At 68.2% G+C, this 24,214-nt stretch carries 23 protein-coding genes; 10 read left to right on the top strand and 13 right to left on the bottom strand.

The genetic code is table 11. From position 1 onward, the window contains the following. Nucleotides 1–366: 366 nt before the first annotated feature. Nucleotides 367–1,122: a lysyl oxidase family protein gene (locus tag AABM41_06250; protein ID MEK6191910.1), complete on the bottom strand. Its 756-nt coding sequence runs from the start codon at nt 1,120–1,122 to the stop codon at nt 367–369. A gap of 99 nt (nt 1,123–1,221) precedes the next feature. Between AABM41_06250 and AABM41_06245 the strand changes: the two genes are divergently transcribed. The 3 genes from AABM41_06245 (at nt 1,222) to AABM41_06235 (ending at nt 3,054) form a co-directional block, all read left to right on the top strand. Next, nucleotides 1,222–1,725 (top strand): hypothetical protein, encoded by a 504-nt coding sequence (locus AABM41_06245; protein MEK6191909.1) that lies wholly within the window; start codon nt 1,222–1,224, stop codon nt 1,723–1,725. Between the two features lie 112 nt (nt 1,726–1,837). Beyond that, nucleotides 1,838–2,323 carry a hypothetical protein gene (locus AABM41_06240; GenBank protein MEK6191908.1) on the top strand — a complete coding sequence of 162 codons (486 nt, stop codon included), beginning with the start codon at nt 1,838–1,840 and terminating at the stop codon, nt 2,321–2,323. A 38-nt stretch (nt 2,324–2,361) separates the two neighbouring features. After that, complete coding sequence (locus AABM41_06235) at nt 2,362–3,054, top strand: zinc ribbon domain-containing protein (protein ID MEK6191907.1); 693 nt, start codon at nt 2,362–2,364, stop codon at nt 3,052–3,054. Here the strand turns inward: AABM41_06235 and AABM41_06230 are convergent. Next, entirely contained in the window at nt 3,038–3,892 is an 855-nt protein-coding gene (locus AABM41_06230) for a carbon-nitrogen hydrolase family protein (GenBank protein ID MEK6191906.1), read from the bottom strand. The two genes, AABM41_06235 and AABM41_06230, sit on opposite strands and share 17 nt — an antisense overlap. Continuing rightward, nucleotides 3,889–4,191: a Rieske 2Fe-2S domain-containing protein gene (locus tag AABM41_06225; GenBank protein ID MEK6191905.1), complete on the bottom strand. Its 303-nt coding sequence runs from the start codon at nt 4,189–4,191 to the stop codon at nt 3,889–3,891. The genes AABM41_06230 and AABM41_06225 overlap by 4 nt, the downstream gene beginning before the upstream one ends. A 133-nt stretch (nt 4,192–4,324) precedes the next feature. On the opposite strand from AABM41_06225, the gene AABM41_06220 reads away from it, so the two are divergent. The 3 genes from AABM41_06220 to AABM41_06210 all read left to right on the top strand — a co-directional run bounded on the left by AABM41_06220 (nt 4,325) and on the right by AABM41_06210 (nt 6,921). After that, the gene (locus AABM41_06220; GenBank protein ID MEK6191904.1) at nt 4,325–5,194 is read left to right on the top strand and encodes a transporter substrate-binding domain-containing protein; all 870 of its coding nucleotides are present in this window, start codon (nt 4,325–4,327) and stop codon (nt 5,192–5,194) included. A gap of 78 nt (nt 5,195–5,272) precedes the next feature. Continuing rightward, nucleotides 5,273–6,082, top strand: a complete 810-nt coding sequence (locus AABM41_06215; GenBank protein ID MEK6191903.1) for an amino acid ABC transporter permease — start codon at nt 5,273–5,275, stop codon at nt 6,080–6,082. Beyond that, entirely contained in the window at nt 6,079–6,921 is an 843-nt protein-coding gene (locus AABM41_06210; protein ID MEK6191902.1) for an amino acid ABC transporter ATP-binding protein, read from the top strand. The genes AABM41_06215 and AABM41_06210 overlap by 4 nt, the downstream gene beginning before the upstream one ends. Here AABM41_06210 and AABM41_06205 read toward each other — a convergent pair. Both AABM41_06205 and AABM41_06200 read right to left on the bottom strand, forming a co-directional pair. Then, entirely contained in the window at nt 6,896–7,282 is a 387-nt protein-coding gene (locus AABM41_06205) for a hypothetical protein (protein MEK6191901.1), read from the bottom strand. The two genes, AABM41_06210 and AABM41_06205, sit on opposite strands and share 26 nt — an antisense overlap. Further along, entirely contained in the window at nt 7,279–11,058 is a 3,780-nt protein-coding gene (locus AABM41_06200; protein ID MEK6191900.1) for a DNA polymerase III subunit alpha, read from the bottom strand. The genes AABM41_06205 and AABM41_06200 overlap by 4 nt, the downstream gene beginning before the upstream one ends. A gap of 259 nt (nt 11,059–11,317) precedes the next feature. Here AABM41_06200 and AABM41_06195 point away from each other — a divergent pair, with 259 nt between their 5' ends. Further along, the gene (locus AABM41_06195) at nt 11,318–11,722 is read left to right on the top strand and encodes a hypothetical protein (protein MEK6191899.1); all 405 of its coding nucleotides are present in this window, start codon (nt 11,318–11,320) and stop codon (nt 11,720–11,722) included. Nucleotides 11,723–11,758: 36 nt separating this feature from the next. Here AABM41_06195 and AABM41_06190 read toward each other — a convergent pair whose 3' ends face one another. From AABM41_06190 to AABM41_06180, 3 genes are read right to left on the bottom strand one after another with little or no spacing between them, the layout of a single operon-like run. Beyond that, nucleotides 11,759–12,877 (bottom strand): response regulator, encoded by a 1,119-nt coding sequence (locus AABM41_06190; protein MEK6191898.1) that lies wholly within the window; start codon nt 12,875–12,877, stop codon nt 11,759–11,761. Between the two features lies 1 nt (nt 12,878). Next, entirely contained in the window at nt 12,879–13,277 is a 399-nt protein-coding gene (locus AABM41_06185) for a response regulator (GenBank protein ID MEK6191897.1), read from the bottom strand. Beyond that, nucleotides 13,274–14,869 carry a HAMP domain-containing sensor histidine kinase gene (locus AABM41_06180; protein MEK6191896.1) on the bottom strand — a complete coding sequence of 532 codons (1,596 nt, stop codon included), beginning with the start codon at nt 14,867–14,869 and terminating at the stop codon, nt 13,274–13,276. Before AABM41_06180 ends, AABM41_06185 begins: the two co-directional genes overlap by 4 nt. A gap of 363 nt (nt 14,870–15,232) precedes the next feature. On the opposite strand from AABM41_06180, the gene AABM41_06175 reads away from it, so the two are divergent. Next, the gene (locus tag AABM41_06175) at nt 15,233–17,185 is read left to right on the top strand and encodes a M3 family metallopeptidase (GenBank protein ID MEK6191895.1); all 1,953 of its coding nucleotides are present in this window, start codon (nt 15,233–15,235) and stop codon (nt 17,183–17,185) included. Nucleotides 17,186–17,211: 26 nt separating this feature from the next. Here AABM41_06175 and AABM41_06170 read toward each other — a convergent pair whose 3' ends face one another. After that, a complete protein-coding gene (locus AABM41_06170) occupies nt 17,212–17,994 on the bottom strand; it encodes an inositol monophosphatase family protein (GenBank protein ID MEK6191894.1) in 783 nt (260 codons plus the stop codon). Beyond that, entirely contained in the window at nt 17,987–19,468 is a 1,482-nt protein-coding gene (gatB, locus tag AABM41_06165) for an Asp-tRNA(Asn)/Glu-tRNA(Gln) amidotransferase subunit GatB (GenBank protein ID MEK6191893.1), read from the bottom strand. The genes AABM41_06170 and gatB overlap by 8 nt, the downstream gene beginning before the upstream one ends. A gap of 23 nt (nt 19,469–19,491) precedes the next feature. Here gatB and AABM41_06160 point away from each other — a divergent pair, with 23 nt between their 5' ends. Next, a complete protein-coding gene (locus AABM41_06160; protein ID MEK6191892.1) occupies nt 19,492–19,911 on the top strand; it encodes a hypothetical protein in 420 nt (139 codons plus the stop codon). Beyond that, the gene (locus AABM41_06155; protein ID MEK6191891.1) at nt 19,908–20,627 is read left to right on the top strand and encodes a hypothetical protein; all 720 of its coding nucleotides are present in this window, start codon (nt 19,908–19,910) and stop codon (nt 20,625–20,627) included. The genes AABM41_06160 and AABM41_06155 overlap by 4 nt, the downstream gene beginning before the upstream one ends. On the opposite strand, the gene AABM41_06150 is transcribed toward AABM41_06155, so the two are convergent. From AABM41_06150 to AABM41_06140, 3 genes are all read right to left on the bottom strand, one after another. Then, nucleotides 20,624–21,883: an aminotransferase class I/II-fold pyridoxal phosphate-dependent enzyme gene (locus tag AABM41_06150; GenBank protein ID MEK6191890.1), complete on the bottom strand. Its 1,260-nt coding sequence runs from the start codon at nt 21,881–21,883 to the stop codon at nt 20,624–20,626. The genes AABM41_06155 and AABM41_06150 overlap by 4 nt on opposite strands. Nucleotides 21,884–21,895: 12 nt before the next feature. Further along, entirely contained in the window at nt 21,896–22,765 is an 870-nt protein-coding gene (locus AABM41_06145; protein ID MEK6191889.1) for a DUF1684 domain-containing protein, read from the bottom strand. A gap of 70 nt (nt 22,766–22,835) precedes the next feature. Further along, nucleotides 22,836–24,214, bottom strand: a 1,379-nt coding sequence (locus AABM41_06140) for an Ig-like domain-containing protein (GenBank protein ID MEK6191888.1), incomplete at its 5' end; no start/stop codon positions are given.

The raw sequence follows: 24,214 nt of genomic DNA, 5'->3' as shown, positions 1-24,214 counted from the left end.
GCTCAGGCTGCTTGGGCTGCTCCCAGGGTCGGTCGGGCGGCTTGGGCTGCTCAGGCTGCTTGGGCTGGTCCTGATCTTTCGGGAGTGTCATGGCGTGCACCTCGTTCGACTGGGGGTTACTACCAGCCGCCCTTCGGCGGCGTGCCGATGTTGGTGTTGCCGGTCGCAGCAGCCCTATCGGCAAGCTGCTGCACCGTGTTGGAGCATAGACCTTTAGAGTACGAAACGGCAGCCGGCGGCGCTATCCGAACATGCCCGCTTCGTTCTCAAACACCGATGGGAGCAATCCCGTGTGGGTTCGACCCCCTCCTCCGGCACCAGCCCCATCCCCAGCGGGGACGGTGAGCGCCAGGCTGGTTCGCCCGCCTAGGCGCCGACGCCGGGGTCGAGGATGGTCACGCCCTTACGCGTGATCCGGATGATGGCGGTGGTGCCGTTGTTCGCATCGTTGCTTTCCAGAAGCCAGTTCTGGGCGTCAGCTGTGGCGGTGATCTCGTATTCCCCAAATGGCAGCCCGCTGATGTCGATGTACTGGTCGACGAGGTGGGAAGGATAGGTGTCACCCCAGCCGACTGACAGGCCGAACGTCACCGTCGTATCGGCCGAGCCGAAGCCGCACCGCGAGTAGACCAGGCTCTGGGGCGCGCCGGGCAGGCTCAACCGGTACCTGGTGTTGTCGAAGAAGCAAAAACCATGCTTGGCGCCGGTGCGCAGGGGCGGGGCGTTCGGGGCGGTCGCGTTGCGCAGCTCGTACGTCTCGAGGTCGCGCAGATGCCAATGCAGGTGGCCATCACCAGCGAAGTACATGCGATACGGAGTCGGATCGGAAGTCCAGGTGAGACCCTCGCGGATCTGCTGGTCGACGCGCAGCTCCCCGTTGGGCTGCGACGTGTGGCCATAGACCTGGAAAGGCCCGGCTCCGACGTTGACGACCACGGTCGTGAATCGCAGCCAGCGCGCGCCGTGAGGCCGCCGCTCGACCGAGAAGTTGGTGAGCTGTGCCATGCCCAGGTCCGGGAGCAGCGCGGCGCCAGTGTGGGTCGCGCTGGCCTGGAACGGCGCAAGGCCGGTTGCGGCCAGCAACGCTAGGCTGAGCCAGAGCCGGAGGGGGCGCGATCGCATCAGTCAGGTGAGAGTACCCCGGGCGTCAATGCCGGGGCCGGAGAGCTGGTCGCCGCCAAGACCGCCGGCGCCCGCCAGGCTGATCCATACTCGACTCCCATGGATCTCGACACGGCAGCGAATGTCGCAACGACTCTGGCCGTCGTCGCCGCCGTCGTTTTCGGGCTTGCCGAGCTCCGCCGGGCGGTACGCGACAGGCGCGACCGCCAGGCCGTTGAAGTCGTTCGCTCGGTCCAGACACAGGAGAGCCACCGGGCTGTGGGGAAGATTCTCAAGTTGCCCGACGACGCTGACCCAGACGTGATACGCAGCGACCCGGCCTTGCTCGAGGCCGCCATGCTCGTGTATTTCGCCTGTGAGATGTTGGGCGCGATCGTCTTCGAGGGCGTCGTGGACCGGCATACCCTCGACCGGATGGTGGGTGGCTGGGTGCGTGGGTCATGGGTGCGCCTGCGTCGTTGGGTCGCATCCGAACGCATCGCAAATCGGAATGTCAACGTGGGCGAGTGGTGGCAGTGGCTCTACGAGCAGCTCGAGGCAGACCCCGATCCCGGTAAGGCCCTCGGCGCCCACGTGGCGTATCGCGGCAAGAGTGAGCGTTGATGCAGGCGTCTCCTGGCCCCCTCCCCAGGCACCATTCGTCGGCCGGATGTACCTGCCCCGATGGCAGATCGGGCTAGGGGACGCAGGGGACGCCTCGGCGTAGCGTCACGACGTGCGCACCACGATGGCGCCCAAACCAGACATCCCCGACGCGCAGGACCTGCAGCCAATTCGCCTCTATTTGGCCGAGATGGTCCTGATCGCATCGGTCAGCCCTGGCGATGAACGGATCACGGACATCCTCAACCATGGCGGCGAGCTGTCCGTTCTGCCGGCGGGCGCCGAGGGCTGGCACGCGCGAGACTGGATGTCGGTGCCGATCGATGACCTGGAGATGGTCGTCCCGCCGCGCCACGTGAGCCTGCCCGAAAGGCGCACCGAGCGGGACCGCCATCCGGTCCGGCTGAGGATCGGCGAGTGGCAATTGGCCGGGACGGCGCACCTCAAGCCGGGCGCTGAGCAGGACGCCCTCCTCCTGTCGACGCACCCATTCCTGCCGCTCACCGACGTCACCATGTGGTCCCCGGACAACCCGGCCCCTGAGATGCTGGAGGTGATCATCGTCAACCTCCGTCACGCGGAGTTCGTCGTCGACTGACCGACCCCGGCCGGGGCTCCGTGCTAGGCTCCCCGCCGATGGCCGAGGACACGCTGGAGTGCGCCAACTGCGGTAACGCCAACCCGGCTTGGGCCCAGATCTGCCGCTCCTGCGGCGCGCCGCTGACCGCCGCCGCGGTGGCTGCGGCGGCTGAGGCAGCAGTCCTGACCCAGGGATCACTGATTGCCATTGGCGCGGCGCTCGGAACGATTGCGCTGGCGGTGGTGATCGGCCTCGTCCTCGGCGGCATCCTGCCCCCGGCGCCCCCGGTGGCGGCGGCCACCCCAACGCCTTCGGCCACCGTGGAGCCGACCGCCGAGCCCACGCCCGACCCCAGCGGCGGCTCTCCCGACCCGTCGGCCAGCGTCGGGCCGATCCTGCCCGGCACGTTGACCTTCGGGTTGGGCCTCAACGTCGACACCCAGCGGGTGACGAACCCGACCGACACGTTTACGCCGGGCACGACGTTCGCCCACTCCATCGAGCTGACGGCGCCGTTCGGGGTGACCCAACTCGGGGAGGAGGTGGCCCGCATCAACGAGGACGGGTCCGAGACAATCGTCATCACGACCGAGAATCAGGTGGACCTGCAGGACCCGAATGCCACCGTCGACGGGTTCACGGTGCCGACCAACGCCCTCCTGGACGCGCTGGGCGCGGGGACCTATGTGATGCGAGTGTACCGAGGCACGGAGCTGCTGGCCCAGGGCACCTTCATCCTGGCCGAGTAGGCGTCGCCTCCACCTCCGCCCAGGCATCCGCATACAGACGGGCTCGAACGGGCAGGTAGCCCGGGTACGCGGTACGGGCCTTGGCGATCACGTCGTGCTCGAGAGTGACGAGGGCCAGCCGATCCGTCGTCTCCACCAACGCGAACCCGCTGGGGTCGACGGCGACCGAGGGCCCGCCCAGCAGGATCCCGGCCTCCGGGTACGGTCGGTTGACGGATAGAACGTAGGCGGCCGACGTCAGGGCGTTGGCCCGGAAGACGACCTTCCAGCGCTGGTAGGTCTTCTCTTCGCTGGCGCGCGGGACGAGGATGGCCTCGGCCCCGAGCGCGCCGAGCAGGTGCGAGCCCTCGGGCCGATTCGTGTCGGAGCAGATCTGGATCCCGATCGGCATGCCAAAGGCGCCGATGGGTCGCGCCACGGCGCTGCCGGGCTCGTAGTGGCTCGTCTCCCAGAAGCCGGGCTCCTCGGGCAGATGAAGCTTCTCGAAGGTGGACAGCAGCTCGCCTCCGGCATCGAAGACGAGCGCCCGGCTGGTCCGGCGCCCATCGGCGTCGCGGTGGATGATCCCGCCCACCAGGCCGATCCCGGCTCGCCCCGCCGCCGCCGCCTGGGCCGTCATCCGGGGCCCGCCCATCGGCTCCGCGTCTTCGTCCACGGCCTGGGTGGTGGCCGGTCGCCAGGGATGCAGGGGCAGCTCCGGCAGGAGCGCCACGTCCGCTCCCCGTCGGGCGGCCTCGTCCAGCCGCTCGTCGAGACGGCCCAGCCCGTCCGGCTCCCAGAAGACCTCGCTGACGAGTGCGACGGTCAGACGCCCGTCCTGGCGCCGCGGCGCAGTCATCGGTCGCGGTTGCCCCTGGCCAGCGCCACCTGCCCCGCCCGGTGGCGGCACACGTTGTAGAAGCCGCGCAGCTGCCCGTCGAGGCCGTGGGTGATGACGATCGGCTCGTCGGCGATCGTGCCGGGCACGAAGTCCCCCACCCGAGCCAGGTCCTCACCGCGGGCTACCAGCTGCCAGGTCCGATAGAAGATCCGCTCCTTCTCGCGCTCCAGCAGGTCTGGATCCAGGTAGTACCGCGACGGCAGGGTGGCGGCGCGGGCCAGCGGCGGCCGGTCGGGCCGCGACAGGGTCGAGGTCATGGCCGCAGTGTACCGATCGCGACCCCGGCAGCGGCCTGCGTCGATACCTTGCCGCCGGGTCGGCCGGCGTGGTACACCACGCCATAAGCATGGGTACGCCTGCCCCTTTTCGGCGTACTCCGAAGGAGGGTTCATGAGCACCAAGCGGCGCGGCGCGGCCCTGCTGGCCGGCCTCCTCATCATTGCAGCCTGCGAGCAAGCGGCGGCCGTGCCGGCTGTCGTCTGCGTGGGCGAGGCGACGACCTACCTCGATTGGCTGAACGGCGATTTCCTGCCGGACGTCCAGGGCACGATCGAAGAGCCCGCCGACACCGCGGGCGATCTCCTCGAGACCGTCCAGGAAAACGGCGTCCTGCGCATCTCGACCGACGCCAACTACGAGCCGCAGTCGTTCCTGGAGCCGGATGGCACGTTCATTGGATTCGACATCGATGTTGGAACGGAAATCGCGACCCGGCTCGGCGTCGAAGTGGAGTTCCAGCATGTCGACTGGGACGCCATCACGGCGGGGAACTGGTCGGAGCGGTGGGATATCAGTGTGGGCTCGATGACCATCACGACCCCGCGCAAGGACATCTTGAGCTTTACCCAGCCGTACTACTACACCCCGGCCTACCTGGCTGCCAGCACGCGGTCCGGGGTCACCGGGACCGATCAGCTGCCGTTCGAGCTACCTGACGGTGCCGAGCCGACCACGCTGACGACCGATGCCAATTGCATCGAAGCGATCGAGGCAGGCCGACCTGAGTTCGACCTGGTGATCACCTCGGGCACGGTCATCGACGGAGCCGTCGAGGCGGATTCGCCGATCGTCAAGATCGGTGAGCCGATCTTCACCGAGAACCTCGCGGTGGCGATCGACCAGAGCGGTCCGCCGCATGCCGCTCTGCTGTTCGAGATCGATCGCATCATCGGGGAGATGCACGAGGACGGCACCCTGACCGAACTCAGCGAGAAGTGGTTCGACGGTGCCGACCTGACGCAGGAGCCGACCGGCGGCTGAACCAGACCTGAGTCGGGACCTTTGGAGGGCGGGGCGCGACGCGACCCGCCCTCTGTGTTCGGTAGGAGGTAATCCGCGATGACCGCAGTCCCCGGCACTCCCGAAGCAGGGTCGATCCTCGCCCAGCTGGAGGCATACCGGGAGCGGTCCCGGACCCTCTTCCGCTTGAAGTTCATAGCCGTTTGGGTGGTCCTTATCGGCGCTCTGCTGGGAGCGCTGTGGGCGACCGGGAACATCGACCTCTCCTTCATCGCCGAGTGGGGCCCATTCATCCTCGGCGGAGCTGGCCTGACGATCCTGCTGTCGGTGGTGTCGATCATCTTCGCCACCATGTTGGCCATCCTGGGCGCCATCGGCAGGCTCTCGCGGAATGCGTACATCAACGGCGTGGCCTCGCTGTACGTGTCACTCGTCCGCGGCACGCCGCTGATCGTCCAGATCTTCTTCATCTACTTCGGACTCCCACAGCTGGGCATCGTCCTTCCCAGCATCCCGGCCGGGATCATCGCCCTGAGCTTCAACTACGGGGCGTACATGACGGAGATCTTCCGGGCCGGCATTCAGGCCGTTCCCCTGGGTCAGCGCGAGGCGGCGCAATCGCTCGGCATGCCCGAACGCCAGGTCATGGGCCGGATCGTCCTGCCGCAGGCCTTCCGGATCGTCATTCCGGCCATTGGCAACGACTTCGTGGCCATGATCAAGGACTCCGCGCTGGTCTCGACCATCGCGGTCCAGGAACTCCTCTGGCGGGCCGGCCAGGTCGGCACCCAGAACTTCCGTTCTTTGGAGGCACTCCTGATCGCTGCGGCCGTGTACTGGATCCTGACCATCGTGTTCTCCGCCTTCCAGGAGCGGCTCGAAAAGCGCATGGCGAGGGGTGACCGATGACCGGGGCGACCATGTCGGGGGAGCCAATTCGGCACCCCGTTCAGGCCCCACATGTGGGTGAACCGGTCGTCCGCGTCCTTGGGATCGAGAAGTATTACGGGCGCAACCACGTCTTGCGCGGCATGGACATGGAGGTGGGGCGTGGCGAGGCCGTCATGTTGATCGGCCGCTCGGGAAGCGGCAAGACGACGTTCCTGCGCTGCGTGAACTTCCTCGAGGAGCCAACGATGGGATCCATTGAGATCGATGGTGTCCGCGTCGAGGCCGATCCGCTCCACGCTCGAAGCCGGGCCCACCAGGAGCAGATCCGTCAGATCCGGATCCGATCCGGGATGGTCTTCCAGGAGTTCAACCTCTTCCCCCACATGAGCGTCCTCGCCAACCTGATCGAGGCTCCGACCCGGGTCCTGGGCGTGTCCCACGCGGAGGCGGTGGAGCGAGCCGAGGGGTACCTGGGCAAGGTCGGCCTGGCCGAGAAGCGGGACGAATACCCGGCTCGCCTGTCAGGCGGTCAGAAGCAGCGGGTGGCCATCGCCAGGGCCCTGTGCATGGAACCCAAGGTGCTGTTGTTTGACGAGCCGACCAGCGCGCTCGACCCGGACCTCATTGGCGAGGTGCTGAACGTCATGGAAGGGCTGGCCCACGAGGGGTCCACCATGATCGTGGTCACCCACGAGCTCCACTTCGCCCGCGAGGCGGCCGACCGGGTCGTGTTCCTGGAGGAAGGGCGGATCATCGAGGAAGGGCCGCCGGAGAAGATGCTCGACAGCCCGGACGACGACCGCACACGGCAGTTTCTGCGCCGGTTCCTGGCTAGTCCGAAGGCGTCCGAGTCCTGATCCCGTAGACCTGGGCGCGAGGCAGGCGGGCCGCCTCGTCCTCCGCCCGGACCCGACCGCTGGCCGGTTGGAAGGCGACCGGGACGTCCCGCGGAGTGCCACCCTCGTATGCGATGAGCCAGGCCAGGCCGACCTGGGTCAGCCGGGCGCCTCCCGCCTGGCCGGGCTCCACGAAGGGGACTATCAGGAGCCGGCGGCGATGGAGCCGCTCGACAGCGAGCTGCAGGGCCTGGGGGTCCACGCCCAGCTCCGCGGCCAGGGTGTCGAGCGACATCTCCTGGTTCGGCGCTCGCCGCAGGTGGCGGAGCACGGCCGCGGTCAGCTCATCGCCGTGCGGCGCCGCGCGCGTCCTTTTGGTCACGGGCCGGATGATATCCCCGGTCGCACCGCGCTCAGCCGCCGCTCCACGCTGAGCGCCGCCGGGACCTCGCGCCGGAGCACGGCCTCCAGGTCCTCGTCCCAGCCGGTGGCCTGCGGCAGGCGGACCTGGCGGGTCGCCCCGGCGACCGGCACCGCGAGAACCACCGGCAGTGTGCCGGGACGGCGGCGGACGATGGTCGTGACCGACTCGATGGCATCCAGGAGGGCCTCGATCGACAGGTCAGGGGCGAAGGAGATCCACAACGAGCCCGCAGCGCCCTCCGCCACCGCCGGGAGGGGCAGTGATCCGGCGGCCGGCGGCGCCTCCTCGGCCGTGGCCACCGGCGAGCCCGCGCCCCGCGGCCGGGCCACAGGGACTGACGATGGCTGGGCGCCCGCGCCGGCGCCGCCGTTCCCGTTGCCGACCGCAACCACTCCCCCACCCACTCCCCCACCCACTCCGCCGAAGCGCTGGCCGCGGCTGCGTTGCAGACGGTCCCGTTCGGCGCCGAATTCGGCCGCGCCCAGTCGCTGCGCGTCGTCCCACGCATGGACGGTCTCGCACAGCAGCTTGGCCTCCTCGTCGCGATGGTCGACCCGGCCGCTGACCAGGACCACGGTGTCATCGGCCCAGGCGTTGGCAGTCTCGGCGAAGACCTTGGGGAAGACGACGACCTCGACGCTGCCCTGCAGATCCTCGAGCTGCGCGACGAGCATGGTGGACCCGGCCCGGGTGATGACTCGGCGCGTGCTCTGGATGATCCCGCCCAGGGTGACGCGGGCCTGGTCGGACTCCTCGGCCAGGTCGCCGGTGTAGGCGGTCACGAAGTCCGGCAGCTGATCCGCGATATCCCCCAGCGGATGCTCGGTCAGGTACAGCCCGAGCAGCTCCTTCTCCCAGCGCAGCCGCTCGCGGCGCGAGATCTCGCCCCGTGCCAGATCGGTCGTGCCAGCGCCGTCGTCGTGGTCGGCCGCCGCCTCGGCGGCCATCGGTACCGCGATCAGGTCGAACATGGTCGACTGCCCGGCGGCCACGTCACGGTGATGGCGAGCGGCGTCGCCCAGCGCGCCGTCCAGGCGATCCAGCAGCCCGCCCATGCTGCCCAACGACTCCAGGGCGTTGACCTTGATGAGGGACTCGAACACCCGTTTGTTGACGCGCTGCGGGTCGACCCGGCGGCACAGGTCGTCCAGCGAGCGGAACGCTCCCCCCGCCGGTTCGGCGTCCGCGTCGGCTTCCCGTACGGCGACGATGGTCTCGACCGCGGCCTCGCCGACGTTCTTGACCGCCGCCAGCCCGAACCGGATGGCGCGCGTGCCGTCCGCATCGGCCTCGACCTCGAACAGGGAACCGGAGCGCTGGACGTCGGGCGGGCGGACCTGGATCCCCAGCCTCCGGCACTCGGCGACCACGGCCGCCACCTTGTCCGATCGCTCACGGAAACCGTTGAGGACCGCGGTCATGAACTCGACCGGGTAGTTGGCCTTGAGGTACGCCGTCTGGTAGGCGATCAGCCCGTAGCAGGTGGCGTGGGCCTTGTTGAACCCATAGCGGGCGAACGGCTCGAAGGCGGCGAAAACCTGGTCCACGACCGCCGGTGGGATGCCCTTCTTCTTGGCCCCGGCCTTGAACTTGGCCTCGTGCTCGCGGAGGACCTGGGCGTTCTTCTTCCGAATGGCGTAGCACAGGTTATCCGCCTCGGGGCCGGTGTAGTCGGCCATGGCGATGGCCGCGGCCATGATGTCCTCCTGGTAGACGAAGATCCCGTACGTCTCGTGGAGGGCCGGCTCGAGCGACGGGTGGAGGTAGGTCACCGGCTCGTCGCCGTGCTTGCGACGGATGTAGGCCGGGATGTTGGCCATGGGTCCGGGGCGGAAGAGCGCGACCATGGCCGCCAGGTCGCGCACCTCGGTCGGACGCAGGTCCTTCACGTAGCGCCGCATGCCCGAGCCTTCCAGCTGGAAGATGCCGGTCGTCTCGCCGGTGGAGAGGAGCTGGAACGTCGCCGCGTCGTCGAGCGGCAGGTCCTCGACGTCGATGGCGATCCCCCGGTGGCGCTGGATCAGCTCCACCGCGTCAGCCAGGATGGTCAGGTTGATGAGCCCCAGGAAGTCGAACTTCAGCAAGCCCAGCGCCTCGCAGGCATGCATCTCGAACTGGGTCATGACTGTCTCGCCGTCGGTCGCGCGCTGGAGGGGCATGATCTCGGTCAGCGGCTCGCGACTGATCACGATCCCCGCCGCGTGGGTGGACGCGTGGCGGGCCACGCCCTCCAATTGGCGGGCAGCGCCCAGGAGCCGATCGACCCGATCGTCGCCGGCCATCAGCTCTCGCAGCTGGGGACTCGTCTCGACCGCCCGCTCCAGGCTGATGTTCAGCTCGTTGGGCACCGCCTTGGCGACCCGATCGGCCTCGGCGTAGGTCAGGCCCATGGCGCGCCCGACGTCGCGGATGGCGGCCTTCGCGCCCAGCGTTCCGAAGGTGATGATCTGGGCCACCCGGTCGGTGCCGTACTTGCGGGTCACGTAGTCGATGACCTCGCCCCGGCGGTTGTCCTGGAAGTCGATGTCAATGTCGGGCAGGGTTACCCGGTCCGGGTTCAGGAAGCGCTCGAACGGCAAGCCATAGGCCAGGGGATCCACGGGCGTGATCCCCAGCGAGTAGGTCACGATGCTCCCCGGCGCCGATCCCCGACAGGTGGTCATGATCGACTGCTCGCGGGCAAACCGAGTGAAGTCGGCCACGATCAGGAAATAGGCCGAATACCCCATCCGGTCGATGATCCCCAGCTCGTACTCCAGCCGGCCGTGGATCTCGGGGGTGACGTCCGGATACCGATCCGCCAGGCCGCGCTCGCATTCGCGGCGCAGCCACGACGCCGCCGTCTCCCCCTCTGGGACGGGGTAATCGGGCAGCCGGAGGCGATCGAACTCGAGGCGGAGGTCGACCATGTCGGCCACCCGGAGCGTGTTGTCCATGGCCTCCGGCAGCTCTCCGTTGAACAGGCGGCGCATGTCGGCAGGCGGCTTGACGTAGAACTCGTTGGTGTCGAACCGGAATCGACCCGGCGTGTCGAGGTTGGCCGCGGTCTGGATGCACAGCAGCAGGTCGTGCGCCTCGGCCTGGTCGGCCAGCGTGTAGTGCGTGTCGTTGGTCGCCAGCAGCGGAATGTTCGTGCGTCGAGCCAGCTCCACCAGCTGCTGGTTCAGGCGGGTCTGCTCGGGCACCCCCGAGTCCTGGACCTCGAGGAAGTAGTTGCCATCGCCAAGGATGGACCGATAGTCATCGGCCACCTGCGCGGCACCCCGCTCATCGCCTTCAGCCAGGCGTCGCAGCACCTCGCCGCTCAGACAGGCGCTCGTGCCGACCAGTCCCTGGCTGTGGGCGGCCAGAAGCTCCCTGTCGATGCGCGGCTTGTAGTAGTAGCCGTCGAGATGGGCGGTGGTGACCAGGCTGAGCAGGTTCCGATAACCGATCGCATCCTTGGCGAGCAGGATGAGGTGGTAGTAGTCGGAATCCGCCTTTCCCTCCTTGTCGGTGTGCCGGCGGGGCGCGACGTAAGCCTCGACGCCGATGATCGGCTTGATGCCAGCCGCGGTCGCCGCTTCGTAGAAGGCGATCGCCCCGTAGAGCGCGCCGTGATCGGTGAGGGCCACGGCGGGCATGCCCAGCTCCGCCACCCGGTTCGCCAGCTCGGGCAGCCGCGACAGGCCATCCAGCAGGCTGAACTCCGAGTGAACGTGGAGATGGACGAAGCCTTCTGGGGCGGTTTTCACGGGGAGGTCCATGGTATCCCGCGGGCGGAGGTCCACGGGGCGCTCAAAGGCCCGACCGCCGGCGTCATAGCGCCGAGATGACCCTTGGAATGTCAGGGGTGCGACTGCCTATTGGGTCCGACCCGCGCTATACTGTTCCCGACCCGACGGGGAAATGCCTGGTCGCCCACGTTGGCGCCTGGATGTGCCGAGCCAACCGCGATGCCGGCCCGAGGTCCCGCCAGGGAAGGTGAACATGCGATCGGTCCGAGGTATGGCGGTGGCCATTGCCACCGTCCTCGCGCTCACGGGATGCGCCGCGTCGCCCGCGGCGGACGCGCCCAAACCCTTCAACCTGGACAAGACCTGCGTCCCTGATGGGGGCTGCACCATCGTATCCTCTGACCTCGACGCGATTCCGGTGGGCACCGTCATTACGTACACCCCCATCGGCGATGGTTCGACGTTGCAGCAGAACGCCACCTTCACGGTCGCGAACGGTAGCGCCAGCGGCTTCTGCGACTTCAACCATGATGGCAAGCCCCTGGCCGCGCAATGCACATTCCTGTCGGGAACCGGAGGGTTGAAGGGGTTCCATCTCGTCGCCGACGTTACCTTGACCGGCGACGGGTCAGACCCGGATTCCGTTTGGCACTGGAACGGGACCTACTGGTTCGGCGACTGATCTGATATCCGGGCCGACTCACGCAGGGGCCGACGATCAAGGGTGCTCAATGGGGTTTGTGACGACATACGCCTGGACAGGGCGGTGGAATCCCTTGAGGGTCAACGGGCCGAGCGGCTCCGCCGCCACGGTGCCCTCCACGGCAGCGAAGGCGCGGTCTGCCAGCAGGATCTGCCCGCCGAGCGCCTCGCCACAGAGTCGCGCTGCCAGGTTGACGACGCTGCCCACCGCGCCGTAATCAAAGCGTCCCTCGAAGCCGATTCGGCCCAGTGTGGCGTAGCCCACCGCGATCCCAATCCCCAGGGCGAGATCGTGGCCGCGCTTGCTCCAGCCCACGCGCAGCTCGGCGACCCGTTCCTGCATGGCGAGCGCCATGCGCGCGGCTTGCAGCGGCGGATCGGGACACGGGAACGGGTCGTTGAAGAACATCATCAGCGCGTCGCCGGCGAAGCGTTCCAGCGTGCCTCCGAATTCAAAGATCAGCTGCCCCAGCTCGGTGTGGAACTCGCCGAGGACGGCCATGACCTCCTCGGGCTCGGCAGTCTCGGAGAAGGCGGTGAACCCGCGCAGGTCGCAGAAGACCACCGTAATCTCACGCCGATGGCTGCTGAGCAGGGCCTCGTCACCGCCGGTGACAACGAGGTCCGCCAGCTGCGGCGAGAGGAAGCGACGCAGCCGGCCGAGACGCTCCAGCTCATCGACCTGGGCGCTGACGCGGCTTTCCAGCGTGTGATTCAACTCCGCCAGCTCTGCTGCCTGCGCCTGGATGGTGTCGTGGTACTCCTTGATGCGCAGCAGCGATCTGACGCGCGCCAGAAGCTCGTGCTGATCGAAGGGCCGAGCGATGAAATCATCGGCACCGGCCTCGATCGCGCCAACCTTGTCCTGGTCCCCGCTCGAGGTGAGCATGATGATCGGCAGCATCTGGGTGGCCTGGTCCGCCCGAAGCGTCCGGCAGACTTCATAGCCGTCCATCTCGGGCATCACGATGTCGAGGAGCACGAGGTCCGGCGGTTCGGCGACGATCAGGTCCAGCGCCTCGCGGCCCGAGGCGGCGCTCGATACGGCGTAGCCCAGCGGCGATAGAACGGCCTCCATCAGCCTGCGATTCTGGGCGGTGTCGTCGACCACCAGGATTCGCGACGGGCGCGCCACGCTAGACCTCCTCGGCGGGATTCAGGCAAAAGGCGAGCACCTGTCCGGGGAAGGCCAGGACATCGATCGGCTTGGCGATGAGACCGGCGAAACCGGCTGCACCGAAGCGTGCCCGGTCGGCCTCCATCACGGACGCGGTCAGCGCCACGATCGGGATGGCTGCCGTCGACGGCTCGGCCTTGAGCTGGCGCGTCGCCTCGACCCCGTCGATGCCGGGCAGCGCGATGTCCATCAGCACCAGGTCGGGCAGGTGCTGCCGGGCCGTTACCACGGCCTCCTCACCGGTAATCGCTTCCAGCGTGCGGAAGCCGTGGAACTGCAGGACGTCGCGAGCCAGCTTCAGGTTCCTCTCGTTGTCCTCCACGATGAGGATCAGCCTGTCCGCGCCCTGGCCACTCATGACGACGCCGGCTCCGCCGGTGTGGCAGGCGCCATCACGCCCGCGACGTCTGGCTGTCGGAGCGGCAGCGCGACCGTGAACGTGCTGCCGACCCCAGGCTCGCTCTCGACGCTCAGGCGACCATGATGCAGCTCGACGAGTCGCCTGGTCAGGGCCAGGCCCAGGCCGGTCCCTTCATGGGTCTGGGCGGTGCCCACCTGGTAGAACTCCTCGAAGATCCTGACCTGGTCCTCGGCATTGATGCCGATACCGCTATCACGGACGGAGATCTCGACCTGGTCCTCGACAACGGTCGCCGCAAGGGTGACCTGACCGCCCCCCGGTGTGAACTTCACGGCGTTCGAGAGCAGGTTGAAGAGGATCTGCTTGATCTTGCGCTCGTCAGCCTCAAGCAGTCCCACGGACGGATCGATCGCGGCGCTCAAGCCGACGCCCTGTCGAATTGCGCGCTCGCGGACCATCAACATCGCGTTCTCGAGGATGCCGGGAAGGGCGAAGGTTGTCGGCTGCAGCTCCATCCGTCCAGCCTCCACTTTGGCCAGATCGAGGATGTCGTTGATCAGATTCAGAAGATGCTGACCGGAGCTGAGGACATCATCGACGTAGTCCGCCTGCTTGGCATTGAGTGCCCCGTACATCTGCTGCTTAAGGACCTGGGAGAAGCCGATGATGGCGTTCAGCGGCGTTCGAAGCTCGTGGGACATGTTGGCCAGGAACTCCGATTTGTGCCGGCTGGCCGCTTCGAGCTCGTTGTACAGGCGTCCCAGCTCGTCGTTCATCTGATTGAGGTTCGCGGCCAGCGCGCCGAGCTCATCGCGGTTGGAGACCTCGACGTGGCCCGAGAAGTCACCGGATGCGATCGCCGCCAGGCGGGTCTGCATCCGCCTGATGGGCCCCACGAGCGACCACGACAGGATGTACCCGAGCAGCAGCGCCAGGACGACGGACACCGCTGCGACGGCGACGAACAGACGCTGCGAGTCCGCGAAGGCACGATCGTTCTCGCTGATGAGCGTGTCGGTGGCACCCAGGACCTTTGCCACGAGCGTGTCAGCGAGCTTCTTGAGGCGAGTGGCGAGAGGCTGCGCAACGTCCTTGACGAGCTGCAGGCTTGCACTGGCCTCACCCCCAGCCTGGTCGATCTGAGTGATCCGCGCCATCACTTCGGAGAGCCCCTGGTAGTCCTGCGCGATCTGCGCCAGCGTGCCCTGGTCCTCAGCGGGGGGCTCGAACCCAAGCCGATTGGGGTCGGTGGCGCTGCTCTGCGCCCCGAGAAGGGACCCGATCAATCCGTCGGTGACCAGCCGACCTTCGGCGCTGAAGAGCGCCGCGAAGGTGCGGACCTCAGGTGCATCCTCGAAGGTGCCGGCCCGCAGTAGCATGACCTGCTGCACCCCCGCGACACCGGTCTGCAGGTGACGGTACGCCGTGGCCCGCTGCTGGAGATCGCCGAGCGTGACGACCCTGTCGTTCGAATCGCCGATGACCCGGAGGCCAAGGACGCCCAGAATCACGAGGAGGACGACCGTGCCGACGAAAGCGACCAGCAATTTGGCAAGAACCGATGCGCGCACCCGCCCAACGGCTCGCACCAGCGGATTGTCGGCTCGGCTCAGCGCGCGGCGCGGCCTCGGGTTGCCAGGGCCCCGCGCCGTCGTCGCCACGGGAGCTGCCTTCCCTTTCTAGCCGCCCTCTAAATTCGGGCGAGGACAGTGGGCCCACGCACCATCGGCGCCGAGTCCACATCTCCGTGCTCGAAACATGCCGTAGTCGGCTACCCGACACTATGGCGCACGCCGCTCCGACCCGGCAACCTGATCGTGGTGAGCGTCATGCAAGTTCGATCCTGCGCTCGCCAGGCCAACGGGTATTCACGGGGAGCCCGTGGTAGCCCGATGGCCTCGTCACCGGCGGCCGCTGCACCATTCCTCGGAGCCGCCGGGTACCATCCCGGCGTGCTGTACGACTACGCCTCGGCCACCGAGGAATCCGTCCGCCTCGAGACCGACAGCGCCCTGGCGGAGGCGGACGCACTCGTCGCGGAGGCCATTGTGGCCGAGCCCGCCACCTTCGACGCTCGGGTCGGGCCCCTGGAGCGGGCCGGGGCCCGTCTGACGGAGGCCTACGGCCGGGGTGCGTTCCTGGCCCAGGTCCACACCGACTCGGCGGTGCGTGACGCGGGCTCGGCCGCCGAAGAGCGGCTCACGAAGTGGCGCTCCGCGCTTCCGTTCCGCGAGGACCTGTACCGCGCTGTCCGCGAAGTGGCCGAGGCGGCCGGCGCCGAGACGCTGAACGTCGAACAACAGCGGGTTCTGGAGCACTGGATGCGCGACTTCCGCCGTGCCGGGCAGTCGCTGGAGGCACCGGCTCGGATGGAGCTGGAGGGTATTCGGGCCCGCCTGGTGGAGCTGGAGGTCGCGTTCAACCGCAACATCAACGAGTACGAGGACGCGATCGAGGTCAGCCGCGAGGGCCTGGCCGGACTTCCGGACGAGTTCGTGGAGCGGCTCAAACCCGGCACGGCGCCCGGGACCTTCCGGGTGAGCCTCGATTATCCCGAGCTGTACCCGTTCCTGGCCCAGGCCGCGGACCGGGAAGCGCGCGAGGCGCTGTTCCGCAAGCACTGGCTGCGGTCTTTCGACCAGAACCGACCCTTGCTCGTCGAGGCGCTCCAGCTGCGCCAACGGGCGGCCGAGCTGCTGGGCTATCCGAGCTGGGCGCACTACGCGATCGAGGTCAAGATGGCCGAGACCCCCGAGGCGGTGGCCGACTTCTATGCCTCGCTCGTCTCGCGCCTTGAGCCGTTCCGTGACCGGGAGTTGTCGGCACTGCGCGCCCGCTTCGAGTCCGATGGGCATTCCGGGTTAATCAGCGCCTGGGACTGGATGTACTACGACGAGCAATTGCGACGAACGGATTACGGCGTGGATGCCAACCTGGTGGCGGAATACCTGCCCCTGGAGGCCTGCCTGGCGGGTATGTTCGCGCTCACGGGGGACGTTTTCGGCCTCGATTACCGGAAGGTGAAGGACGCGCGGGCGTGGCATCCCGCGGTCGAACTGTACGAGGTCCGCGATCGGGCCAGCGGGGAGCTGCTGGCACACTTCTATGCCGACTGGTTCCCGCGCGAAGGGAAGTTCGGTCACGCGGCCGCGTTCCCCCTGGTCATCGGCCACCGGCGAGCAGATGGGTCGTACGAACGCCCGGTGAGCACCATCCTCGCCAACTTCACGCCGCCGGGGGGTGGTCGGCCGTCTCTTCTCCAGCACAACGAGCTGGAGACCCTGTTCCACGAGTTCGGCCATATCCTCCATCAGGCGCTGACGCAGGCCGAGTACCACCGCACGAGTGGCGGAGAGACGGAGGTCGACTTCGTCGAGGCCCCGTCCCAGATCATGGAGCACTGGACCTGGGACCCGGTCGTGCTGGGTCGCTTTGCCCGCCATTACCGGACCGGAGAGCCCATTCCCGCGGACCTTGTCGACCGCATGGTGGCCGCGCGCCGCCTGAATATCGGTCTGAAGACCCTGGTCCAGGTGTTCTACGGGCAGGTCGACCTGTTGATCCATGACGGGCGGGCCGAGCCGGACCTGGACGAGGCTCTTCGGAAGGCGTACACCCCCGTGGGCCTGCCCTATCCGGAGGGCACGTTCCTGCTGTCGGGGTTCGGGCACCCGATGGGCGGCTACGACGCGGGCTACTACGGCTACCTGTGGTCGGAGGTCATCGGGGACGACCTGTTCGGCCGCTTCACCGCCGAAGGCGTCACGTCGCCCGAGGTGGGGGCGGCCTATCGGCGTTCGATCCTGGAGCCCAATGGCAGCCGGCCGGCCAGCGAGCTGGTCCGCGCCTTCCTGGGACGCGACTCGACCCCCGACGCCTGGCTCCGCCTACGGGGAATGTCCTAGCGCCAAATGGCCTGGCGCCGGATGGCCTACCGCCGGGCGAGCAGCGCCACCAGCTCGGCGTGGAGGAGGCCATTGGTGGCCAGGGCGGTCGGCCCGGCGTAACCGGGCGTGCCATCCAGATCACTGAACTGTCCGCCGGCCTCGGTCACGATCAACGCCGGCCCGGCCAGGTCCCAGACCGAAACCCCGGTTTCGACCATCACGTCGGCCGATCCCTGCGCCACCAGCATGTAGCCCCAGAAGTCGCCCAGGCCGCGGTCGCGCCACGATCGCGCCAGCGCTTCCCGGATCCCCTCGCCGCGACCCTCGTTGTCGAACGGGGACAGGCCGGCGTGGAGCAGATGCGCCTCCTCGAGGCGTGCCACCGCCGAGACGCGGACCGGCCAGGTCCGTCCACCCAGGGTCGTGGTCGCGCCGCCTCCGCGGGTCGCGGACCAGCGCTGCCCCAGCGCCGGCGCGGAGACCACGCCCGCCACCAGCTCCCCGTCACGCTCGACGCCGATCAACGTGGCCCACACGTGGATGTGGCGCGCGAAGTTCGCGGTCCCGTCGATGGGGTCCACGATCCAGCGCGTCCCATCAGCGCCCGAGTCGTCCCCGAACTCTTCGCCCAGCACGCCGTGGGTCGGGAACCGGCGCCGGACCCGGTCGCGTATCAGCTCCTCGATGGCCGTGTCGGCCGCCGTGACCGGCGTGCCATCGGCCTTGGTGCTGACCTCCGGTCCGGTCAGGAAGGCCGGCAGAGAGATGGCGTCCGCCGCGTCGGCCAGCTCCAGGCCAAAGGCCCGCAGCGCCTCAGGGTCATCCATCCGGAAGGGCGTCCAGCCGCCGCCGCAGCTCCTCGTTCACCAGGCGGGCATCGGCCCGGCCGTCCATGCGCGCCATGACCCTCCCGACCAGGTACCCATACACCTGCCGCTTGCCGGACCGATACTCCCCGACCGCCGCCGGCTCGGCGCGGAGCACCGCGTCCACCGATTCGGCGATGACCACCGCGTCGCTGACCTGCGCCAACCCCTCGGCCACGATGACGACGCGGGGCATCTCTCCCGATTCGAAGCACCTCGCCAGGACCTGCTTGGCGCTGGCGGGACTGATCCGTCCCGCGTCCACCTCGGCGATCAGCTCGGCCAGGCCCTCGGGCGGCAGGGCCACGTCACGAGCCCGCAGTCCCTCGGCGGCATGTTGGTTCAGTAACCGGCTGAACTCGCCGCTCAACCAGTTCGCGGCAGCCTTGGCAGGCGCGCCCGCCGCCACGACCGCGTCGAAGTAGTCGCCCAGGCTGACCTCCGCGGTCAGCACCCCCGCGTCGTAGGGCGAGAGGCCCAGCTGGGCGACGTACCGTTCACGGCGCGCGGCCGGCAGCTCGGGGAGTCTGGCTCGGATCTCGGCCACCCACTCGGCTGAGGGTCGCAGTGGCGGCAGGTCGGGCTCGGGGAAGTAGCGGTAGTCGTTCGCCTCCTCCTTCGAGCGCTGGGGGATGGTCCGTTCGCCCGTCTCGTCCCAGCCCCGCGTCTCCTGGGTCAGCGGCACGCCGGCAGCCAGCGACTCGGTCATCCGTTCGACCTCGAACTCCATGGCCCGCTCGAGCGAGCGGAATGAGTTCAGGTTCTTGACCTCGACCTTCGTCCCGAGCAGCTCACTCCCGACCTCGCGGATGCTGACGTTGCCCTCGATCCGCATCGACCCCGCCTCCATGTCGGCGTCCGAGGCCCCGATGAAGCGGAGCAGGTCGCGGAGCACCTCCCCGTAGGCCCGAGCCTGGGCCGGGGTCCGGAGGTCCGGCTCGGTCACGATCTCCATCAACGGCACGCCGGCGCGGTTGAAGTCCACCAGGGAGTGGCCGCGCCCTCCGTGGAGCAGCCGCGCGGTGTCCTCCTCCAGGTGAGCACGGGTGATGCGGACGGTGATCTCCCCATCTTCGGCCGTGACCGGCACCCGGAGCCGCCCGTTGGCGGTCAGCGGAAGCGCGTACTGGCTGATCTGGTAGCCCTTGGGCAGATCGGGGTAGAAGTAGTTCTTGCGCTCGAAGCGAACGGCATCGGTCTGGACCTCGGCCTCCAGCGCCAGCCCGCTCAGGATCACGAGCTCCACCGCGCGGCGGTTGATGACCGGCAGCGTGCCGGGCATGCCCATGCAGATGGGACACACCCGGCTGTTCGGCTCGTCCGGCTGACCCGGCAGCGGGGCCGTGCGGCATCGGCAGAACATCTTCGAGGCCGTGCGCAGCTGGGCGTGGACCTCGATCCCGATCACGGTCTCGTAGACGGTGCCGATGGCCACGGCCGGATTGTATGCTCCGTCCCGTGAAGGTCGGCGAGTGGGAGGATATCGGTCGGTCCCGGGCGCTCATGCATCGGGTGCTCGGGGAGCTGGGTGCGGTTGAGCTGGCGGCCCACATCACCATGCACGCCGACGGCGACCGTCAGCGGGTCCTGGTGGCCACCGACATCGGCCTGCTGGACTACAACTACGGCGTAACCGCGCCTGGGGAGGCCACCTACGAGCTGCGCGGCGGCCTCACCCGCTGGCCGTCGGTGCGCGGCATGCGCCTCCAGAGCGACGCCCAATGGGACGACAACAAACGCACCGCCCGATCCATCTGGCGGATGGTGGCCGAGGAGCCGAAGATCGAACTGTCGGCCGAATCGACCGAGAACGACCGCGCTTCCGTGACTGCCCTGCTCGACTTCGCCCGCGCCTGCTTCTCCTCCCTGGACCGATGAAGCGAACCGTCACCCTGGCCAGCCTCCTGCTGTTGGCCGCGTGCGCCCCCAGCGCTTCGGTGACCCCGTCGCCGAGTCCCCTGCCGACACTCGAGGAGTCCATTGCCGGCATACCATCGCCCGCGGCCTGCGATCCGGGGACGGTCTGCGACGGCCCCCTTGCGGCTGGCGACTACGTCTCGGACACGACCGGAGCGCACATCGAGTTCACCCTGGACGACCACGACTGGTCCGGACTGGTGGACATCCAGGATGTCGGCTTCGCACTCTTCCTGGCCGATGTCGGCGGTAACCACGCGGTCAGCGTGGTCAGTTACAGCGGCGAGATCTTTACCGACGCCTGCTCGTCGGAGGCAACGTCAACCATCGGGACCACCCCGGCGGACTTCATGACCTTCCTGGCGGCGCGGACCGGCGTCACGGCATCAGCCCCAGTGGAGGTCGAGGTTGGAGGCCGGCCCGCGCTCCAGGTGGACCTCACGACCGAGATGGATGCGGCCTGCGAGGCCACCGGCGGCGGGCGGATCTGGCTGTGGGTGCTGCCCGTGGTTGGGGACTTCCACTTCAACGACGCCGAAACGGCCCGGGTCATCGCCGTAGACGGCGGGTCCGCCACCGTGATCATCGTCATCGAGGCGTTCCCCGACGTCGAGTACGACCACCTCCTCGACCACGCCACGGAGGTGGTCGAGAGCATGGTCATCGAGCCGCTCTAGGCGCCGCCTCCGCCGCCTCCGCCGTTCGCTCCGCCGTTCCCGGTCCCGCTCCCGCTCGCGCGTCGGCGCTCGACGAAGCGTTCGATGCGGTCCATGGCTTCGACGATGTCCTCGTACGCGGTCGCGTAGCAGGCGCGGACGTGGCCCGCGCCGGAGGGTCCGAACGCCTCGCCCGGGACCACCGCCACGTGCTCTTCGGTCAGCAGCTCCTGCGCAAAGTCCTCGGCCGCCAGGCCGGTCGCGGCGCTGACCTCCGGGAAGCAGTAGAACGCGCCCATCGGCTCGAAGCACAGCAGACCGATCTCGTTGAGGCGGCGGACCATGAGCTGCCGGCGCCGGTCGTACTCGGCCAGCATGTCCTGGACGTAGGGCTCCCCCACCTCCAGCGCGGCGATGGCCGCATGCTGGGCGGCGGTCGGGGCACACATGATCCCGTACTGGTGGACCTTGGCGATGCCCGCCATCAGGGGCTCAGGCGCGGCCACGTATCCGATTCGCCAGCCGGTCATGGCATACGCCTTCGAGAATCCACCGATGAGCACGGTCCGGTCACGCATCCGGGGCAGCGCGCTGAACGCGGTGTGCCGATGGTCGCCGTACACCAGCCGGTCGTAGATCTCGTCGCTGATGACCAGCAGGTCGTGGCGCTCGGCGACGGCCGCGATGGCCTCCAGGTCGGATCTGCTCAGCACCGCCCCGGTCGGGTTGTTCGGATAGCCCAGGAAGATGGCCTTAGTCTTCGATGTGACTGCCGCCTCGATCTGTTCGGCCGTGACCCGGAAATCGGTGGCGTCCGAGGTCGGGAGGGCCACCGGCACGCCCCCGGCCAGGGTGATGCACGGGGCGTAAGCCACGAAGCACGGCTCGTGATAGAGGACCTCGTCCCCCGGGTTGAGCACCGCGCGCACCGTCGCGTCCAGCGCCTCGGAGGCCCCGACCGTGATCACCAGCTCCCCGCGGGGCTCGTAGCGGACCCCGTACCGGTCGGCCAGGTTGGCCGCCACGCGCTCGCGGAGCTCGATCATCCCGCCGTTGGCGGTGTAGTGCGTCTCCCCCGCCTCCAGGGCGGCAATCGCGGCCCGGGTCAGCGGCTCGGGCGTGGTGAAGTCCGGCTCCCCGATGCTCAGGCTGATGACGTCCGGCATCTCGGCCAGCATGTCGAAGAAGCGGCGGATGCCCGAGGGGGCCAGGTTCCGAACCGTGTCGTTCAGGAACTCGGCGGGAGCCCGGACGGTGCCGGTCGGATCGGTGCGCATCGGTTCGTCAGTCTATCCCTGTGACGAACTGACCGATGCCGGCTGCGCCGGCAGCATCTCCCCGGCGGGGATCGGCACCGTCAGCCGGTTGTCCGCGGGCGGCAGGGGGCAGGTCGCGTAGGGGCTGAACACGCAGGGTGGGTTGTAGGCGAGGTTGAAGTCCACGACCACGGTGCCATCGGCGGCCGGTGGCTCGGTGTACAGGAAGCGACCCGCGGAATAGGTGGTCGTCCCGTTGGTCGGGTCTGTGAAGATGAGCCACAGCGATCCGTCCGTGTCCCCGTCGAGGGCCGTCAGCCGTTGCGGCTCTCCGCCGGCGGTGAACTCGACCCAGCCCGGGAAGTGGTCGACCGTGACGTCGCCCAGGACGTCCGGCACTTCGATGGTTCGTGCTGGGTCAGCCGGCTCGAAGCGGGCCACCAGGCGCCAGGCGGCATCCACCGGGAAGCGAGGTACGCCTTCGAACGTTCGCAGGGCCGGCGACTCGGCGTCGCGTACCCGCAACCCGATGCGCGCCCCACGGCGGATGAGGTGGAACCGGAGCGAACCCAGCTCCACGATCGTCGGATCGCCGCCCAGGTCGTCCTCGAGCTCCAGCTCCCCATCCACGGGCTGCCCGGCGTGGGTCAGCGGCGCGCCGTGGTGGGGCCGGACGCGGACTATCCCGTCATCGGTCACCAGCAGATGCCCGGCCAGCGGCGGGACATCGGGTCCGCTCAGCCGGATCGGGTTGCTGGGGTGCTGCCCGAACTCGTGCTCGCCTGGTGTCAGCCAGTGGAGCCCGACCAGGGCCAACCAGCCATCGGGTGACCGCAGGCGTGCGTCACGTTCGGCGTGCCACCGCTCAACTTGGGCTTGGTAGTCGTCGGTGCGCTCCTCCATGAACCGGAGGATACGGCGAGACCGAGGCGTCGCCTGCCTGGGTCGCACCGCGGCGAGAGGCGTGATTAGGTCACGGCAGCCGGAAGTTGACCTCCCGGAATTCCTTACTCGTCAGCTTGTTCTGGAGCATCGTGCTCGCGAGCTCGGCCGCGCCGCTACAGACCTTCACCGTGTACTGGATTCCGGAGGGAAGATCTAGTGCGGACGCGTTGCTCTGGACAGAGCCCTTCTTCCAAATGAAGTAGAAGCCATCAGTCGAGACCGTGTCGCGGGCGACGTAGGTGCCGCCGCACGCTGGCGGAGTTGAGTTGTCAAACACTTCGACTGTCGTTCCTGCCGGCGCCGGCATTCCAACGGCGTCGTACACGAACCCGCCGATGGCCGTAACCTTCTGCCCCGCACCGACGATGCCTACCACCTGGTTGCTCGTTCGCACGGTCGGGACTGCGGGGAATGTAACCCGCGCGGTCGAGCGGAATGCGAAGCCGGCTCGGAAGTAGAGCTGGGCGTTACTAGCCCAGCCGTCGGTGTTCTTCGGCCGGAACTCGAAGTGGATATCGACCGTCGCTGATCTATTTGTCGGAATCGAGAAGCCGCTGATCTCAATGCACTTCGCGGCGCCGCCCGCAGGGAGCGTGGACGTCCAGCCCACGGGGCTATCGCAGGAGTTTCCGGCCGTGATGTAGCCAGTCAGATCCTTGTAGCGGATCGAGACCTGCATATCGTCGGACCTGTCGTCCGGATGCGCCTTTACAGCTTGTTCGCCCTTCAGGAAGAAGGCGGGGTCGGCCAAGCCTGCTGTTACTGCCGGCGAGCAGGAGATTCCGACGCCGCAGCCATTGGCGCCCAACGGCATGCCCGGGACCGTCAACACCACTGTAGCCACGTTGCCGCTGGCGCTATCGATCGGCACGCCGGTCGTATTGGTGAGCGTCAGCTGGTAGTGCATCGTGCCGGGATTCGTGTTCTTGAGCTTCAGGGTGGTATTGGTGCCGCCCTTTGTGAACAGCACGTCGAACCCGTTCATCTGACGGAAATCGGCGTCCGTCACGACACCGCCTACCGTCAGGTCGCCGGGGTTGACGGTCATCGTGACCGTGCCGGTGTCGCAGAGGTTGTCGCCGGTAGTTGCGGCGCTTCCGTCCTGCCCAGGATCACAGACGGTGTAGTCGAACTGGTCACTGCCGATGTAGAACGCGTCCGGCGTGTAGGTCACCGAACCATCCGGGTTCAGCGTCGCAGTGCCGTGCGGCGGGTCGGTGACGCCAGTCAGGAACAGCTGGCTGTTGGTGTTGTCGACGTCAGTGTCATTTCCCTTGAGGCTCGTAGGCCCTGAAGCCGGGAAAGTGTGTGGGGCGCCCGCGAGCGTCGTCGCACTGTCGTCGTTCGCCACAGGCGCGTCGTTGACCGGGGTGACGGTGATGTCGTAGGTGGCGATGTTCGAGTCCA

The organism is Chloroflexota bacterium, assembly GCA_038040195.1.
Lineage (GTDB): Bacteria > Chloroflexota > Limnocylindria > QHBO01 > QHBO01 > DASTEQ01.
Note: the sequence above shows the minus strand (reverse complement) of the source record. Positions and strands in the feature narration are given on the sequence as shown.